The sequence below is a fragment of the Phaeobacter sp. G2 genome, from assembly GCA_025163595.1.
GTDB lineage: Bacteria > Pseudomonadota > Alphaproteobacteria > Rhodobacterales > Rhodobacteraceae > Pseudophaeobacter.
Genome location: CP104100.1, coordinates 2,835,142 through 2,851,224, shown reverse-complemented (window position 1 = coordinate 2,851,224; position 16,083 = coordinate 2,835,142). Strand labels below are relative to the sequence as shown.

Annotated in this window: 15 protein-coding genes, 1 tRNA gene and 1 pseudogene; 8 read left to right on the top strand and 9 right to left on the bottom strand. The window is 59.3% G+C overall.

All coding sequences use genetic code 11. The annotated features are described in order from the left end of the window. Positions 1-278 precede the first annotated feature (278 nt). Both N1037_13485 and N1037_13480 read right to left on the bottom strand, forming a co-directional pair. Positions 279-354, bottom strand: a tRNA-Ile gene (locus N1037_13485). A gap of 36 nt (positions 355-390) precedes the next feature. Beyond that, positions 391-1,326, bottom strand: coding sequence for a LysR family transcriptional regulator (locus N1037_13480; GenBank protein UWS78288.1), 936 nt, complete (start codon positions 1,324-1,326; stop codon positions 391-393). 117 nt (positions 1,327-1,443) lie between these two features. On the opposite strand from N1037_13480, the gene N1037_13475 reads away from it, so the two are divergent. The 4 genes from N1037_13475 (at position 1,444) to rnd (ending at position 5,445) form a co-directional block, all read left to right on the top strand. Then, entirely contained in the window at positions 1,444-2,427 is a 984-nt protein-coding gene (locus N1037_13475; protein ID UWS78287.1) for an MBL fold metallo-hydrolase, read from the top strand. A 117-nt stretch (positions 2,428-2,544) separates the two neighbouring features. Next, the gene (purM, locus tag N1037_13470; GenBank protein UWS78286.1) at positions 2,545-3,606 is read left to right on the top strand and encodes a phosphoribosylformylglycinamidine cyclo-ligase; all 1,062 of its coding nucleotides are present in this window, start codon (positions 2,545-2,547) and stop codon (positions 3,604-3,606) included. A gap of 47 nt (positions 3,607-3,653) precedes the next feature. Beyond that, complete coding sequence (gene purN / locus N1037_13465) at positions 3,654-4,205, top strand: phosphoribosylglycinamide formyltransferase (protein UWS81362.1); 552 nt, start codon at positions 3,654-3,656, stop codon at positions 4,203-4,205. A gap of 82 nt (positions 4,206-4,287) precedes the next feature. Further along, positions 4,288-5,445 (top strand): ribonuclease D, encoded by a 1,158-nt coding sequence (gene rnd, locus N1037_13460; protein ID UWS78285.1) that lies wholly within the window; start codon positions 4,288-4,290, stop codon positions 5,443-5,445. 210 nt (positions 5,446-5,655) lie between these two features. Here the strand turns inward: rnd and N1037_13455 are convergent, their stop codons facing one another. After that, the gene (locus tag N1037_13455; protein ID UWS78284.1) at positions 5,656-6,174 is read right to left on the bottom strand and encodes a hypothetical protein; all 519 of its coding nucleotides are present in this window, start codon (positions 6,172-6,174) and stop codon (positions 5,656-5,658) included. 138 nt (positions 6,175-6,312) lie between these two features. Here N1037_13455 and N1037_13450 point away from each other — a divergent pair, with 138 nt between their 5' ends. Beyond that, entirely contained in the window at positions 6,313-6,723 is a 411-nt protein-coding gene (locus N1037_13450) for a SufE family protein (GenBank protein ID UWS78283.1), read from the top strand. Here N1037_13450 and N1037_13445 read toward each other — a convergent pair. Continuing rightward, a complete protein-coding gene (locus N1037_13445; protein UWS78282.1) occupies positions 6,720-7,454 on the bottom strand; it encodes a YafY family transcriptional regulator in 735 nt (244 codons plus the stop codon). The two genes, N1037_13450 and N1037_13445, sit on opposite strands and share 4 nt — an antisense overlap. Before the next feature lie 95 nt (positions 7,455-7,549). Between N1037_13445 and N1037_13440 the strand changes: the two genes are divergently transcribed. Continuing rightward, positions 7,550-8,179 (top strand): glutathione S-transferase family protein, encoded by a 630-nt coding sequence (locus tag N1037_13440; GenBank protein ID UWS78281.1) that lies wholly within the window; start codon positions 7,550-7,552, stop codon positions 8,177-8,179. Positions 8,180-8,228: 49 nt separating this feature from the next. On the opposite strand, the gene N1037_13435 is transcribed toward N1037_13440, so the two are convergent. Both N1037_13435 and N1037_13430 read right to left on the bottom strand, forming a co-directional pair. After that, positions 8,229-8,948, bottom strand: coding sequence for a DUF1638 domain-containing protein (locus N1037_13435; GenBank protein ID UWS78280.1), 720 nt, complete (start codon positions 8,946-8,948; stop codon positions 8,229-8,231). A gap of 1 nt (position 8,949) precedes the next feature. Further along, positions 8,950-9,648: a corrinoid protein gene (locus tag N1037_13430; GenBank protein ID UWS78279.1), complete on the bottom strand. Its 699-nt coding sequence runs from the start codon at positions 9,646-9,648 to the stop codon at positions 8,950-8,952. Positions 9,649-9,871: 223 nt separating this feature from the next. Between N1037_13430 and N1037_13425 the strand changes: the two genes are divergently transcribed. Further along, positions 9,872-10,951, top strand: coding sequence for a PA0069 family radical SAM protein (locus N1037_13425; protein UWS78278.1), 1,080 nt, complete (start codon positions 9,872-9,874; stop codon positions 10,949-10,951). A gap of 101 nt (positions 10,952-11,052) precedes the next feature. Here N1037_13425 and N1037_13420 read toward each other — a convergent pair. From N1037_13420 to N1037_13410, 3 genes and pseudogenes are all read right to left on the bottom strand, one after another. Continuing rightward, a pseudogene (locus N1037_13420) lies at positions 11,053-11,465 on the bottom strand (hypothetical protein). A 259-nt stretch (positions 11,466-11,724) separates the two neighbouring features. After that, positions 11,725-12,750: a betaine--homocysteine S-methyltransferase gene (gene bmt / locus N1037_13415; protein ID UWS78277.1), complete on the bottom strand. Its 1,026-nt coding sequence runs from the start codon at positions 12,748-12,750 to the stop codon at positions 11,725-11,727. A gap of 167 nt (positions 12,751-12,917) precedes the next feature. Beyond that, positions 12,918-14,867 (bottom strand): phosphatidylglycerol lysyltransferase domain-containing protein, encoded by a 1,950-nt coding sequence (locus tag N1037_13410; protein UWS78276.1) that lies wholly within the window; start codon positions 14,865-14,867, stop codon positions 12,918-12,920. A 386-nt stretch (positions 14,868-15,253) separates the two neighbouring features. Between N1037_13410 and N1037_13405 the strand changes: the two genes are divergently transcribed. Then, a complete protein-coding gene (locus N1037_13405; protein ID UWS78275.1) occupies positions 15,254-16,015 on the top strand; it encodes a phosphoribosylaminoimidazolesuccinocarboxamide synthase in 762 nt (253 codons plus the stop codon). Positions 16,016-16,083: the final 68 nt, after the last annotated feature.

The window sequence follows — 16,083 nt, the reverse complement described above, 5'->3', positions numbered from 1 at the left end:
AATGGGCATGAGAAGAGAGTTTTGAGACCTACGCTTGGGGGAGTATTGAAAATGTTGTGCCCACCTGCGCTGCGGTGGGCGGGATCCATTCAAAAATCTCACGGGCTTTGCCTACTGCTGTCAGGCATCGATAATATGTGATAAAATGCTTGAGGTTGCGCTGCCGAGATCAGGGCGGATTCGCATAGAAATCCGCCCGATGTTACCTCCAAAACCAAAACTCGGTTCAATGAACCTTTTTGGCAAATCGGCGGTTTCAGCTAAGTCACTGGAAAGTTTGGTAGGCCCGGCAGGATTTGAACCCGCAACCAAAGCGTTATGAGCGCTCTGCTCTAACCGTTGAGCTACAGGCCCGCCTGAGGACGTGGTTAGAAAATGCCCGCAGGAAGGTCAAGCCATGATTGCAGTCGCCGGGTAACGTCGGGCAATGGAATCCTGTTGCAGGGCCTCAATCCGCTCCAAAAGCGCCGTGACCACAACCTCGTGGCGTTTGTCATAGCTATGGCGCGAGGGGTACACGGCATAGATGTCTTTGGGCTGGGGCTGATATGCGGGCAGAACTTCCTCAAACCGCCCTTCCAGCAAGGCCTCATCGAGAAACAGCCGTGGGGCGCGGGCATATCCGGTGTGGTTCGCCACCGCGCGGATGATCAAATCAGGGTCATCGGCGGTGAACCCCACATGGACCGGCGCCTGATACTCCACGCCGTCCAGGGTCAGCGGGAAAAAGCCGCCGGTCTGATCTTCGTGATGCTGAATGAACTTCAGCCGCTTCAGGTCCTCTGGCGTGCTGGGGCGTCCCACCTGATCTAGATAACTGGGGGTGGCAAAAAGCACGGTTTCCATCTGGGCGATCTTACGGGCGGCGCCATCGCTGTCGCCCAGCGTTCCAGAGCGGATCGCCAGATCCACATTTTCGCGCAGGACATCGACCAGCCGGTCTTCCAGTTTCATCACGATATTCAGGTCGGGGTATGTCTGATTGACCTCCAGCAGCACAGGACCAAGAATAATGCGGCCAAAAAAGGTACTGGTGTTGACCCGAAAAGTGCCGGAGAGACTCTCTTTCAGCGCGCTCAGCTCGGCGCACATCAGGTCATAGCCGGACAGTAGACCCTGGGCCTGGGTATAGACCAGCTCGCCAGGGCGAGTCGGTTTTACCCCTGTTGAGGTGCGATGCAGCAACTCATGGCCCAACAGGGTTTCGAGCTGCTTGATTTGGAGGCTCATGGCGGGCTGGCTGATGCCACGGCGCTGCGCTGCGCGGTTCAAGCTGCCTTCGTCCAGGGCGATGATAAAGCTTTCCAGCAATCCCAGTCGATCCATTTTGCTATAAGTCCTGCTTATAAGGGGGATAGGCAATTTATGCCTACATAGGCCTGTTTCGGCAAACTAAGTCGGGGGTGAGGCCAAGACTAGGTCTAAATCATATTGGAGAACCTTATGACGATCAATCGTAGAACCCTACTGGGCGCCCTTACAGCGGCGCCTGCTGCTGCCTTGGTTTCGGGTCAGGCCCAGGCTCAGGATACTGCTCAGGTCACGGAGCCGGTGACAGGGTTGCCTCCCGTTCTGCACCAGTTTTCCATTGGGGAGGCTCGTGTGACAGTGTTGTTGGATGGGCATTTGCCCTTGGGGACGCAGCTTTTTGCCAATTTTGATGCGGATAAGGCGAATGTGGCCCTGGCCAGGGGATTGCACCAGATGACCCCTGCGGGGCTACAGATCCCGGTGCAGGCCTATCTGGTGGAGCTTGGCGACAAAAAAATCCTGATTGATGCAGGCACCGCGGATCTGATGGGGCCAAGTTTGGGCGCAATGGGCGCCGGATTGGCCGCCATGGGGGTGAACCCCAGCGAGATTTCCACGGTATTGCTGACCCATATGCATCCGGACCACGCAGGCGGGTTGGTTGCAGCCGATGGCACGGCGGTGTTTGCAAATGCAGAGCTGGTGGTGTCACAGGTGGAATGGGAGTTTTGGCATGACGACGCCATCATGGCCTCGGTTCCGGAAAGCAGCCGCGGGTTTTTCCAGATGGCACGCATGACGGTTGCCCCCTATCAGAACCGGCTGCGGCTTATTGCGGGCGAAGCCTCTGTTTTGTCGGGTTTCACCGCCCTGCCGTTGCCGGGGCATACCCCTGGACATACGGGCTATATGCTGGACAGTGGTGGGCAGCAGCTGTTGTTCTGGGGCGACATCATCCACAGTACTGCGCTGCAATTTGCCTATCCGGATTGGACCATCGCCTTTGACACTGACCCAGAGCAGACGGCGGCGACCCGTCACAAAATGCTGGATCGCGCCGCCGCCGATGGGCTGTTGCTGACCGGCAGCCATATCGACTTCCCGGGTCTTGGCCGGGTGCTGCGTCAGACGGAAGGCTACGCATATCAACCGGCACCGTGGCAATTTGGTCTCTGATCTCACGGCCGATTGGGCCGCTCCACCGTGCGACAGGTCGCGCACGGTGGATTCCCTTGTTTCTTTCCGGTGAGCCTTGCGATAAAGGCTGCGCAACCAGTTTTAAGGAGCCAAGAGATGACCAGCGGCAAGAACGGTTTGACCTATGCGGATGCAGGTGTGGATATTGACGCGGGCAATGCCCTGGTGGATCGCATCAAGCCCGCCGCCAAGCGCACCAATCGCTCCGGCGTGATGAGCGGCCTTGGCGGCTTTGGCGCGCTGTTTGACCTCAAGGATGCGGGCTATAGTGATCCGATCCTGGTTGGCGCCACTGATGGGGTCGGCACCAAGCTGCGTATCGCCATCGACACCGGTGTGGTCGACGGCGTTGGCATTGATCTGGTCGCCATGTGTGTCAACGATCTGGTTTGTCAGGGCGCTGAACCACTGTTTTTCCTAGACTATTTTGCCACCGGCAAGCTGGAAACAGAAACCGCTGCGCGGATCATCGAAGGCATCGCCGAGGGCTGTGTGCGCTCCGGCTGCGCGCTGATTGGCGGTGAAACCGCTGAAATGCCGGGCATGTATCCCGAGGGAGATTTTGATCTCGCGGGCTTTGCCGTGGGCGCGATGGAGCGCGGCACCGCCTTGCCTGCGGGCGTCGTTGAGGGTGATGTGCTGTTGGGGCTGGCCTCGGATGGGGTGCATTCCAATGGCTATTCGCTGGTGCGCAAGATTGTTGAATTGTCCGGCCTTGGCTGGGAGGCGGATTCGCCCTTTAGCGACGGCACCCTGGGCGAGGCGCTGCTGACGCCGACGCGTTTGTATGTGAAACAAAGCCTGGCCGCAGTGCGGGCAGGGGGGGTGCATGCGCTGGCCCATATCACCGGCGGTGGTCTCACGGAAAACCTGCCACGGGTGCTGCCCGAAGATCTGGGCGCCGATATCGACCTGGACAGCTGGGAGCTGCCCGGTGTGTTCAAATGGATGGCCGAGGTAGGCGGTATCGCCGAGGCTGAGATGCTAAAGACCTTTAACTGCGGCATTGGTATGATCCTGTCGGTGTCCGCGGATCGCGCCGATGAGCTGGTCGACATTCTGCAGGACGAAGGCGAAACCGTCAGCCGTCTTGGCACGGTGACGGCTGGTGCTGGCATGCGCTACACAGGAAAGCTGCACACGGGCAAGCTGCTGTGAGTGACAAGAAAAAGGTGGCCATTCTGGTCTCGGGCGGCGGCTCCAACATGGTGGCGCTGATCGAGAGCATGACGGGCGACCATCCGGCCCGCCCCTGTCTGGTAATGTCAAACGACGCCGAGGCTGGCGGGCTGAAAAAGGCCGCCGCTGCGGGCATTGCCACGGCGGCGGTGGACCACCGCCCGTTCAAGGGCGATCGCGCCGCCTTTGAGGCTGAGCTGGTAAAGCCCATTCTTGAGGCTGGCGCAGATATTGTTTGCCTGGCCGGGTTCATGCGGGTTCTGACCGCGGGGTTTGTGGCACATTTTCAGGGCCGCATGCTGAATATTCACCCGTCCTTGCTGCCCAAATACAAGGGCCTGCACACCCATGCGCGCGCCCTGGAAGCGGGCGATGCAGAGCATGGCTGCACGGTGCACGAGGTCACCCCGGCGCTGGATGACGGGCCCATTTTGGGCCAGGCGCGGGTGCCTGTCTTGCCCGGAGATACCCCCGAGGATCTGGCGGCGCGGGTGCTGGTGCAGGAGCATCGGCTCTACCCGGCGGTACTGCGACGCTTTGCGGCGGGGGACCGTAGCCCGGTGTTGCTGCAGGGCTGATCTGGCGGTTTGCATTGTTGGCATCAAAGGCGTATCACCATGGCCATTCCTTTGGACCAGAACACCAGAAAAGTCGTGATATATGAAAACTCTGACCACCACCGACGAGCTGCAGGCCTTTTGTGAAGAGGCGGCAAACTATCCCTACGTGACGGTGGATACCGAGTTTCTGCGCGAACGCACTTATTACTCCAAGCTTTGCCTGATCCAGATTGCCTTTTCCGGTGATGGTGAAAACGATGCAGTGTTGGTCGATCCACTGTCTGACGGCCTGTCGCTGGAGCCGCTTTATACGCTGTTTCGCGATGAATCTGTGGTCAAGGTGTTCCACGCTGCCCGGCAAGATCTGGAGATCTTCTGGGTCGATGCCAGTGTTTTTCCCAAGCCGCTGTTTGATACCCAGGTTGCGGCCATGGTCTGCGGCTTTGGCGATCAGGTCGGCTATGAAACTCTGGTGCGCAAGATCGTCAAGGAAGGCGTCGACAAGAGCTCGCGCTTTACCGATTGGTCGCGGCGTCCTTTGAGCGAAGCCCAGCAGACCTATGCGCTGGCGGATGTGACCCATCTACGGCGGGTTTATGAATTTCTCGCCGCCGATCTGGAGCGCAGCGGGCGCTCGCACTGGGTTGCCGAAGAATTGCAGGTGCTGACCGATCCTGCGACCTATGACATTCAGCCACAAGAGGCGTGGCGCCGGGTCAAAACCCGCACCTCCTCGGGGAAGTTCCTGGCTGTGGTCCGGGAACTGGCGGCCTTTCGTGAAGACTACGCCCAGACCAACAATGTTCCGCGCAACCGGGTGTTCAAGGATGACGCACTGGTTGAGCTGGCCTCGACCAAGCCACGCACCGGTGCCGATCTGGGTGGTTCCCGCCTGTTGCTGCGTGAGGCCCGCAAAGGGGCCATTGCCGAAGGCATTTTGCAGGCTGTCGCCAAGGGCATTAACTGCCCGGCTGACAAACACCCCAGGGCAGATCGCAGCCGGGAAAAGATGCAGGTTAACCCGGCGTTGTCGGATCTGCTGCGGGTCTTGCTGAAGGCCAAGACCGAATCCGCCGGCGTCGCCGCCAAGCTGATTGCCCCCAGCGCTGACCTGGATGCCATCGCCGCAGGGGAGCGCGACGTTGCCGCCCTGACGGGCTGGCGGCATGAGGTCTTTGGCGAGGATGCCCTGCGCCTGTGCAATGGCGAAATAGCCCTGGCTGCCAAGGGGCAATCGGTAAAAGTGGTGGCGCTGTAGTCTCTGGGCGCCTGCGAGGGGCTGACCGCAGAGGCTGCTGGTAGGCTTTCTTGCTGAATGGCCCTGCAGCTGGCTGTTTCCGCCAGTTGACGGAAACCTGGCACTGGTAAACTGCAAATGGAAATAACAAAGCCCGGAGTGTTGTCACTCCGGGCTTTTTAATATGGTGCTTTTCTAACCAGCCGCTTGTGCTAAGCGACCTTGGCGGCTTTAGCGGCGGCGGGTTTCGCGGGCGTTTTCGGCGCCACTGACCCGGATTGTGCGAATACCACGCAGGTCTTGTTCTGAAAGGGTCACTGCCGCCTGAATGGTGCGACTGTGCTCGCTTCCTGCCGGGGTTGCAGACACCGGATATAAAACGTGCATGGTGTATTCCAGGGTGTTCTCTGCAGCAGTGGAAACTTGCCGCAACTCTACCTCATGGGCGCCCTGACGCGAGGCAATGCCACTGGCATAGATGATTGCGCCGGTGGGGGTTGGCTCCACCCGCAGCGCGCTGATTTTGGCCACGGGGACACTCAGGTCTTCTTTTTCAGCACGGGCAAAGATGCTCTTGCGCCCTTCCTCGGCAAGCAGGGGATTTGTGGGTTCGCTTTCGGTGGCCACAGCAACGGGTGCGGACCGTGATTTGCCGAACCAGTTTCCTGGATTAATACGTGACTCACGCCAGCCGCCACAGCCCGAAAGTATCAGCGTGCCCGCCAAGATGAGTGCCAAGGATTTACGCATGTCGTCCCGCCCGTCTTTTAAGTCTGGTTGATTGTGGTTACCCGATTGCGCGGCGCTTGAAAAGCTGTTGAAAAGCATGGACAGGCGGCTTAGGTGCTGCATTGCTGATTTCCGTCACAAACGAGGGGACGCCCGGACATGGCCAGCGCCGCATTTGAAGAGATTGTCGAAGATTTTGAATTCCTGGAAGACTGGGAAGATCGCTATCGCCATGTGATCGAACAGGGCAAGGCAATGGAGCCTTTGGAAGAGGCACTGAAGGTGCCTGCCACCAAGGTCGACGGCTGTGCCAGTCAGGTTTGGCTGCATCCAACAATCAGTGACGGGCGGTTTCATTTTGACGGCGAAAGCGATGCGCTGATTGTACGCGGTTTGATTGCGGTGCTGCGCAGCCTCTACAACGGGCTTACGCTGGCTGAGGTCGTGGCGGTGGATGCCCGGGCCGAACTGGAGCGTTTGGGTCTGAACGAACATCTGTCGGCGCAGCGCTCTAATGGGGTGCGGGCAATGATCGAGCGCATTCGCGACACGGCGGCGGCACAGCTTTAACGCGGCGGGGTCTTGTCTGGATCGCAAGTGAGCGCCTGCCTGGTTTTGCCGCGCGCTTGCAGCTGCGCAATGTAGTCTCGCAGCAGCGATACCCGACGGGGGCGAAAGCTTTCGCCGGTTTTTGCATAGCCATCAATGCGGGTGACATGAAACATACGAAAATCCGCGCGTTTGCAGCACCAGGCCAGCAACATCACCGCATGGTCATGGTAGGACAGGGCAAGCGGATAGATGCGCCGTCGGGTCTGGGCGTCTTTTAGGTCCCGGTAACCAATTTCCAGCGCCTCTTCGGCCCACATGGCTTCACGCAGCAGCGTCATGTCGATGGTGGGGGTTTGCGGCGCCGTAAAGCGATGCGCCAGATTGACCGCATGCATGGCCTGGCGCTGCTGCCGTTCGGGCAGGGTCGCCAGAATTTTCACCAGCGCATCACTGGCAGCCTGCGCCAGATCGCTGTCACCCCGCTGCCCAACCTCCGCCAAGCCCAGCGTCAGGGCTTCGATTTCGATCTGGGTAAAGGTCTGCGGCGGCAGGGCGGGGTCCTCGACCATGGTGTAGCCCAGGCCGGCCTCTCCCTCGATCCTGGCACCAGCGGCGCGCAGGCTGTCGATGTCGCGGTAGATAGTGCGCTCTGAGACCTCCATCGCGGCAGCCAGCCGGGCGGCGGTCACCGGCGGCGTGAGCCCTCGGATAAGATGCAGCAGACGAAACAGACGATCAGATTTGGCCATGGGGTAAGCTAAGCAATCGCTCCTGACAGAATTTGGCAGGAGGATAGCGCCATATAGCCCGCATCGACAACCAAAACCTGAAAGGTTCTTTTCTGATGCCAAAGCTATATCATTCTCCCAACACCCGCTCTTCCCGTGTCATCTCCCAGCTTATGCTGATGGGAAAGCTCGACGCGGTGGAGGTTATCTGCGTCGATGTTGTCAAAAATGATGGTACGGGACGGCGGGACCCGATGAATGCCCACCCCGAAGGCAAGGTGCCGTATCTGATCACCGATGAGGGCGAGACCATTCGCGAGAGTGGCGCCATCATGATGTATCTGGATGAGCTGTTTGGCCAACCCTTGAGCCCCAAGATCGGCGCTCCGGGGCGGGGCAGCTACCTGAGCTGGATATGTTACTATGGCGGAGTGCTGGAGCCTGCGCTGGTGGCGCAGTTTGCTGAAGTGAACCACCCGGCGCTGGTGGGGACATTTCGCACCCTGACCGAGGTCGGGGCACAGCTGGAAACGGGGTTGCGGGACGGCCCGTTTCTGCTGGGCGATGACCTGACTGTGGCCGATCTCATCATGGCCTCAGCCTTTCTTTGGGCGCCGCATTTGATGCCCGACAGTGCTGTGGTGAAAGCCTGGGTGGCCCGGGTGGCAGCGGCGCAGGACAGCACCGCGATGGAGGCGTTTGAAGCAGAGGCGCTACAAAACTTGGAGGTCAAAGCCTCAGCCTGATCCTTAACCTACCTGGACCCGAGCCTGAGGGCGGGGGAAATCCCTTCCCTCAGGTTTTGGCCGTGCCCCAGTTCAGTACTGCGTCTTGCAGCTCGCCATAGCCTGTGTGCCGGTGTTCAAACGCCAGCCCCATGCGGGTAGCGCAGTCTTGCGCCTTTGCCAGCAGCGCCGGATCGCTGAGCTGCGACTGGTAGACCAGCTTGGTGTAGTTGCCAAAAATCATGTCGCGCAGCTCGGGGTTCTTGTCCAGCCCCATGGGTTTCCAGATGAAGGCATCAAACTGTTTCACCAGAAAATCCGTGAGGTAGAATGCGGTGATTTCGCCAGCCTCGGTATGTTGTGCAAACTGCGCGTTGCCCTCAAAGAAGGAATAGCAATGGGGCCCGGGCACCATCTCCACGCCCAGCTCGTCGCATTTTTGCTTCAGCTCCCCACCGGTGCCGCAATCGGCATAGACAACACAGATCTTGTCGTATGTACCGCGATGTTTCAAAACCGCGCCTTCAACCGCAATGGTGATCTGATCGGGGTAAAGATGCAGTTTGGCGGGCAGGCAGGTGAGGTCGATATGATCCAGCCCGTTGATGTCGGTGATGGCGAGGATTTCGCGCGCCAGGGCGCCGCAGGCGATCAGCAGAATACGGCCGTGTTTCTTTTCAGGGGCGGCCAGACCCTGTTCTGTGAGGGAGCTTTCCTCAAGCGTGCGCCCTGTGGGGGGGCGAAATGCAGCCCGCTCGGTTAAGCGGGCTGCACGTCCTTTGCGTGCCAAATCAGGCGCTCATCTGGTTGTGCTTGCGCGCAACAAAGTCCTTGGCCATTTCCACTGCAACAGCGGCGTCCCGGCAATAGCCGTCAGCGCCGATTGCTTTGCCAAATTCTTCGTTCAGCGGTGCGCCGCCAACCAGAACAACATAGTCATCGCGCTTGCCTTGTTCGATCATCGTGTCGATCACCACTTTCATGTAGGGCATGGTGGTGGTCAGCAGGGCGGACATGCCCAGGATGTCGGGGTTATGCTCTTCCAGCGCTTCCAGGTAGTTTTCGACCGGGTTGTTGATGCCCAGGTCGACCACCTCAAAACCAGCGCCTTCCATCATCATCGAGACAAGGTTTTTGCCGATATCGTGGATGTCGCCTTTGACGGTGCCAATCACCATCGAACCCATACGTGGCGCGCCAGTTGCCGCCAGCAGAGGTTTCAGGATCGCCATGCCGCCCTTCATCGCGTTTGCCGCCAGCAGAACTTCTGGAACAAACAGGATGCCATCGCGGAAGTCGGCGCCAACAATGGTCATGCCGCCAACCAGCGCTTCTGTCAGCACCTTATAGGGCTCCCAGTCGCGCGACAGAAGGATCTGAACACCTTCTTCGATTTCTTCCTTCATACCGTCATAAAGGTCATCAAACATCTGTTGGACAAGTTCTTCGTCGTCCAGTTCCGCCAGGATGATTTCTTCTTCTTCTGACATGCGCCTATTCCTTGAGTGGGCGGGGAGTCCCCGGCGTGGCATCGTTGTGCCGACTATTGGGCCATATTGCCGCGTCGAGACTGCATTATTTGCGACATTGCCATTGTCTGGACCGACCTATAGGGCCAAAATATGCAGATTGATAATGAAGAATTCGCAAGGAAATCTTCGATTTCGCGGGTTTGTTCTTCATTTGTTCCAAAATCACTGCCACAATGGGTGAATGGAACAGATGATTCACTCCCCCGCGCTGCGTCGCAAAGCCCGCGCCAGCCTCAGCAATGCGTCAAGCCGCTTTGATTTGGGCCGCGAGTCCGTTGACGATGGCTGGGAACAAGAGCAGCCCCCAGAGGTGATTCCCACCGAAATTCGGCTCGAACAGGTCCGCAGCGCCATTTCATACAACCGCTCACCGGATCTGCCCTTTGATCGCTCGGTCAATCCGTACCGGGGCTGTGAACACGGCTGCATCTATTGTTTTGCCCGCCCCAGTCACGCCTATCTTGGCCTGTCGCCGGGGTTGGATTTCGAAACCCGTCTGATTGCCCGTCCCAATGTGGCGCAGGTGCTGCGACAGGAGCTGTCAAAGCCGCGCTACAAGGTGGCAACCCTGGCCATGGGCACCAATACCGACCCCTACCAGCCTTGCGAGCGTGACCACGGCCTGGCGCGGGCCTGCTTGGAGGTGCTGCAGGACTTCAACCATCCGATTGCCATTGTCACCAAGGGCAGTCTGATAGAGCGCGATCTTGATCTTCTGTCGGATATGGCAACCAAAGGCCTGGTGCGGGTTGGGATCTCTGTTACCACCCTGGACCCGGAGCTGTCGCGCCGGATGGAGCCGCGTGCACCGACGCCTGCGCGGAGGCTGGCGGTGATCAACCGTCTGTCTGATGCAGGCGTGCCGGTTCGTCTGATGGCCTCACCTGTGGTGCCGGGGCTGACGGATCACGAGCTGGAGGCCCTCCTGGCTGCTGGTGCTTCTGCGGGCGCGGATGCGGCCAGCTGGATCATGCTGCGGTTGCCGCGCGAAGTGTCGGAGCTGTGGCAGGACTGGCTGGCGGAACATGAGCCCGGTCGTGCGGCAAAGGTGATGGCACGGCTGCGAGAAATGCATGGCGGGCGTGACTATGACCCACGCTGGGGGCAACGCATGCGCGGCGAGGGGGAATACGCCGCCATGATCGGGCGCCGATTCAATGCAGCCTGTCGGCGGTTGGGGCTTGCGGAGCGTCAGCCAGATCTCACAACGGATCTGTTTGAACGGCCTCCCCAACCGGGGGATCAGCTCGGGCTGTTTTGATTTGTCTTTAGCTGTGCCGATGGCGCTTTCGTGGGCGGAAGTGGCTTTGTTGCGCAAATCCTCTGAAGGACAGCCTCCCCCTTTCCCGGACGGAGTTAGAGTTATCCTGCGGGCTCTGTGACAGGTTTGCCAAGAGCGGTGTAGCGGTTCAATACGGCGATCCGGATTTGGATCTCAGCGACCTGTCGGTCGAAGTCTCGGGCCATCAAGGATTGGCCCAATTGCTTCACACAGTGCATATTGGTCTCGACGCGGCTCCTGCGGTGATACCCGCTCCATCGCTTCCAAATGGTTCGACCGAGGTAGCGCGAGGCATCCACTGCATCGTTCCGAGCGATGGCTCCGGCTGTGGTGGGTTACTGAAACTCTGTTGTCGCCCGGGCTTACTATTCGGCGGCGGAACCCAGACCATCTCGGGGGCGAACCAAATGGACATCGATCCGCGCTGCTTCAACGCCGTGTTATACGACGGCCAGATCTTGGTCTTGTATTTTGTGGGTGACCAACTGCTCATTCCCGCCAGCTATCATGCTGGATTCACGCAGTGAATCCCTGAAGCGATTTGTGCAACAAAGCCTCTGGGGGGGGCAGAAAAGGATGCGTCTGCTGCTTTGTCAGCCCCACATCCAACGCTGTCACTGTCGCCAAATTGGCAGGTCGTGTCGCGACACGCGCGGGTATTTCACAGGCCTGGATCCGGCGGGAAAAGTCGCTTTGGCGGTATCGTTGCCACCAAACGCGGTGGCAACGATGTCGAATTTCATTTTAAGGCTTTAGCTGCGACGGCGGCTTCCGCGACGGGAGCGGCGTTCGCTGGCGGCCTTTTCCTCTTCACCAGTGCCATCGCTGGCAGAGGTAAAGGGACCTAGCACCTCGACAATTTTCTCCAGGCTTGGGCGGTCTCCACGGGGGCGGGTGTCCAGGGCCTGGCGCATGGCCCGCAGGTGCTCCGGCATGGTGCCACAGCAGCCACCGATGATTTTGGCGCCAGAATCCCGCGCCATGACGGCATATTCGCCCATCAGTTCGGGGGTGCCATCATAGTGGATGTGCCCATCAACGTATTTTGGAATGCCGGCGTTGCCCTTGGAAATAATCGGCCGTTCCGTGCCCTGGGCGGCAAAGCCCAGAACGGTACGCAGAATATCCGACGACCCGGTGCCGCAGTTGGCGCCAAAGGCCAGCGGTGGATTGGGCAGATCCTCAACCAGCTGGGCCAGATCGGCAGAGGTGACGCCCATCATGGTGCGCCCGGCGGTGTCAAAGCTCATGGTGCCACACCAGGGCATATCTGCCAGGGCAAAGGCCTCGGCGGCGGCGCGAAATTCTTCGGGGGCTGAAATGGTCTCAACCCAGAGCACGTCAACACCGCCTTCTTTCAGGGCTTCGGCTTGCTCGTGGAACATTTCGACAGCCAGTTCGTGGCTCAACTCACCCACAGGCAACATGATTTCACCGGTGGGGCCAACCGAGCCTGCAACAGCGATCTTGCGATTGGCCTTATCGGCAACTTCGCGACCCAGTTCTGCAGCGGCGCGGTTGAGCTCCCGCACCCGCCCCTGAGCGTCGTGCAGTTTCAAACGGGCAGCGGTGCCACCAAAGCTGTTGGTCAGGAACAGGTCACTGCCTGCATCCACCGAGCCCTGGTACAGCGCCATGATCTTTTTGGGTTCATCCGTATTCCACAGCTCGGGCGCATCCCCGGACTGCAACCCCATGTTAAAGAGATTGGTGCCCGTGGCGCCATCGGCCAGAAGGACGTCTTTTTCCATTAGGAATTCGGCAAAAAAATTGGTCATCGGTATGTCCTGTAAAAGGAGAGGCAAGTGTCGGCTGTTCTTCGGTCTGCTTGGCTGTCGGTTGCACTATTTGTCACAGATTTACGCCAGAAACCATAGGCCGCCAAGGATTAGACGTGCTGTGTCATGGCAGAGCCGGGAGCGCAAATGCATAATCCTCAACTAGATCATGAGGCACGCGCAGCAGAATGCGCTGATCCTGGCTGAGCCTCCTGTGCGCTCTGCCAGGCTAATGTTTCGGCGTCTCGGTCTGTGCCCGGGTTGCCGTTTTGCCTGTGCAGCAGCGCCAGGCTGGCGGGGTGAACCGGGCCAGGGCGATGGATCAGGCGGTAAAGTTCAAATCCGGCGATTGCCATATCAGCCCAGGTTGGGCAGGCCATGTAGCGGGGCTGCCAGTCTGGTGCAAAGCAGGCTTTGAACCTGCGCAGGCCCTGGTCCATGCGGGGGGCTAAGCGGTGATCGGGGACGGCCGCCAGTGACAGGCGAGGAACCTCGTCTTCCCGTGCGGCAGCAATGGCTGCACGCAGCATGATATGGCCCGTCCCATCGGGGGCATTTGGGCAGATGCGGATCAGATCAAGGCACCATTCTGTTTCAGCAGTGTGCAGGCTGACAAAACCGATAATGCGCTCCTCCTGCCAGGCGAGAAAGACACGCTGCATGGTCAGGTAATTGGCCTCAAAGCGGCCCATGGTGGTGCCATGGGCGCTGCCGTGGCGATCCTGCCAGGCTTGATCCAGGGCTGCCATTTGGTCCAATGGCAGGTTGGGGGGTGCGGGGCGGACGCTAATACCGGCTTTTTCCGCATGGCGCAGTTTGCGCCGCAATTGGCGATGGTTGGATCCGGATTCGCTGAAATGTATCGGCGAGACCACGGCTTCAGCGGCGATCCGCAACACCGCCCAGCCGGCTTGCCGCGCCGCCAGGGCGTTGCGGGCTGAACATTTGTAAAAACAGGGTGCCGTATTGCGCTGACGGGCATATCGCTGCAACGGCGTGAGGGTTTCTTTGAGATTGCCGGTCATCGGGTCAAACAGCGCCACAGAGATTTGCGGACTGTCCAACAGCGCCAGCTGGTTAAACCCAAAGGCCTGAATATGGCCGCCATTTTGGCGGATTACGCCACTTTCTGCCCGCAGGCGGTGGTGGTGCAGGGTCTCGGCTGAGCGTTGCTGTGCCCCCAACAGATCCGGATCCGTGAGCGGCGCGCGGGTGGATTTGAGCCGCTCTGGCACAACCATCACGACGCAGGCGATGGCTGCGGGCAGGGCGTAGTAGACCAGCCGAAACGCCAGCAGTGCAGCGAGCAGGCCAGCGCTGTCATGTGCGGGCAGTAGGGAAAAGACCATCAGTTCCAAAGGGCCAGTGCCGCCAGGCGCAGAGGACAGGATCGCGGCGCCCAGGGCGATGGCATAGACCACCAGCAAAGTGGCCCAAGAAATGTCAAGCGAGGCGGGCAACAACATCCAGAGTGCCGTGCCAGCGGCCGTGACATCAATGAGCGCCCAGACCAAAAGCGCCGCCATGGCCGTCAGCGAGGGCCAACGCAATGACACAGACCCGAGGTCCAGTCGGGGGGCCACAAAGCTAAGGAGACTAGCGGTGAGGGCGGCGGTGATCAGCAGGGCGCCTATGGGGGGGAACCAGGCAAAGACCGGAAACAGGACCATGGCAATGCCGCAAATCACTGTCAGTGCGGCCAGAAAAGTCAGCCCGACAAGGCCAGTCAGCTGCGCAGCCTGCATCGCGGTCAATCCCGGCACCAACCGCCAGCGGGCGTAGGCCCCGGTCAGCAGCCCAAAGCCGACCAATTGCGAAAAGGCAATCGCGGCCATCCCGGCGCGTCGCGCCTGTGGACCATCCAGGCCAGTTTGCAGATGTCGATGGGCCACGGAATCATAGCGCCCCAAGGCCCAAAAACTGACCGCTGTTGCACCACAGGCCGCCAGCCATTGCCACATTTGTAAGCCGCCAAGCAGACCGCCGAGATCCGCAAGGGAGGGCAGCTCAATGCGGGTGAAAATCGCCCAAAGGCAGAGGCCTGCCATCGCAAAGGGCACTGTCATGCGCAGGACGTGAAGAGGCAGTCCTGCCGAGGGGGATTTGAGGCTCTGCATTTTGGTCTTTCTGCGAGGCCCGGAAGGGGCAGAAAAGCCAATCTAGCAAGCTCAGGTTTGTGTGACGTTAACTGCGCTTGCCCAGAGGCATCTGTTTTATCAATCTCAGCGGCCCTATAGGGGCAGCATATTCTGGCGGGACTTTGCTGGTTATTAGTCAAGCGGGGCTGGAAACGTTTTGCTGAGAACACCTTTGGGGGCGGTCAAAACCGCTGGCGTTTTGCGCGCGATCTGCTGTCGCCGCGGGTTTGCCTGCGACAATAGATCTAAAACCGGGTCTATTCGACTGGTTTGCGCCACCATACTTGCAGCATTTCACCCCTTGCCCTATGAGAGCGGCAAGAAACCGGGCCGGGATTCCTGGCCTTTACCTCGAAAGGTTCCTCATGGCACGTCGCAAAAAGATCTACGAAGGCAAAGCCAAAACACTGTATGAAGGTCCGGAACCCGGCACCATCGTGCAGTATTTCAAGGATGATGCCACTGCTTTCAACGCCGAAAAGAAAGACGTGATCGAAGGCAAGGGGGTTCTGAACAACCTGCTGAGCGAATATTTCATGAAGGGGTTGGGCCAGATTGGTGTGCCAACGCATTTCCTGAAACGGTTGAATATGCGCGAACAATTGGTGCGCTCTTGCGAGATCATTCCGCTGGAAGTGATCGTGCGCAACTATGCGGCGGGCAGCATGTCCAAACGGCTGGGCATTGACGAGGGCACACAGCTGCCACGGCCCATTGTGGAATATTGCTACAAGGACGACGCCCTGGGGGATCCGCTGGTCACCGAAGAGCACATTGCCGCCTTTGGCTGGGCCAGCCAGCAGGACATGGATGATATTCTCAGCCTGGCGCTGCGGGTGAATGACTTTATGTCCGGGGTGATGCTGGCCGTGGGTATTCGTCTGGTGGATTTCAAAATCGAGATTGGCCGCGTCTATGACGGTGATTTTCAGCGTCTGGTGGTGGCCGATGAAATCAGCCCCGACAGCTGCCGCCTGTGGGATATCGAGACAGGCCAGAAACTGGACAAAGACGTGTTCCGGCGCGATCTGGGCAGCCTGACCGATGCCTATAGTGAAGTGGCGCGTCGCCTTGGCGTGATGCCGAACAACCCGCCAGCCCCCAGCAAGCCAACGTTGGTGAACTGATCTGGTGAGGTGAAATTCCCCACTCCCGCCAATCGGATCGGGGCTGGGTCCTACTTTTCTGCAAAGGG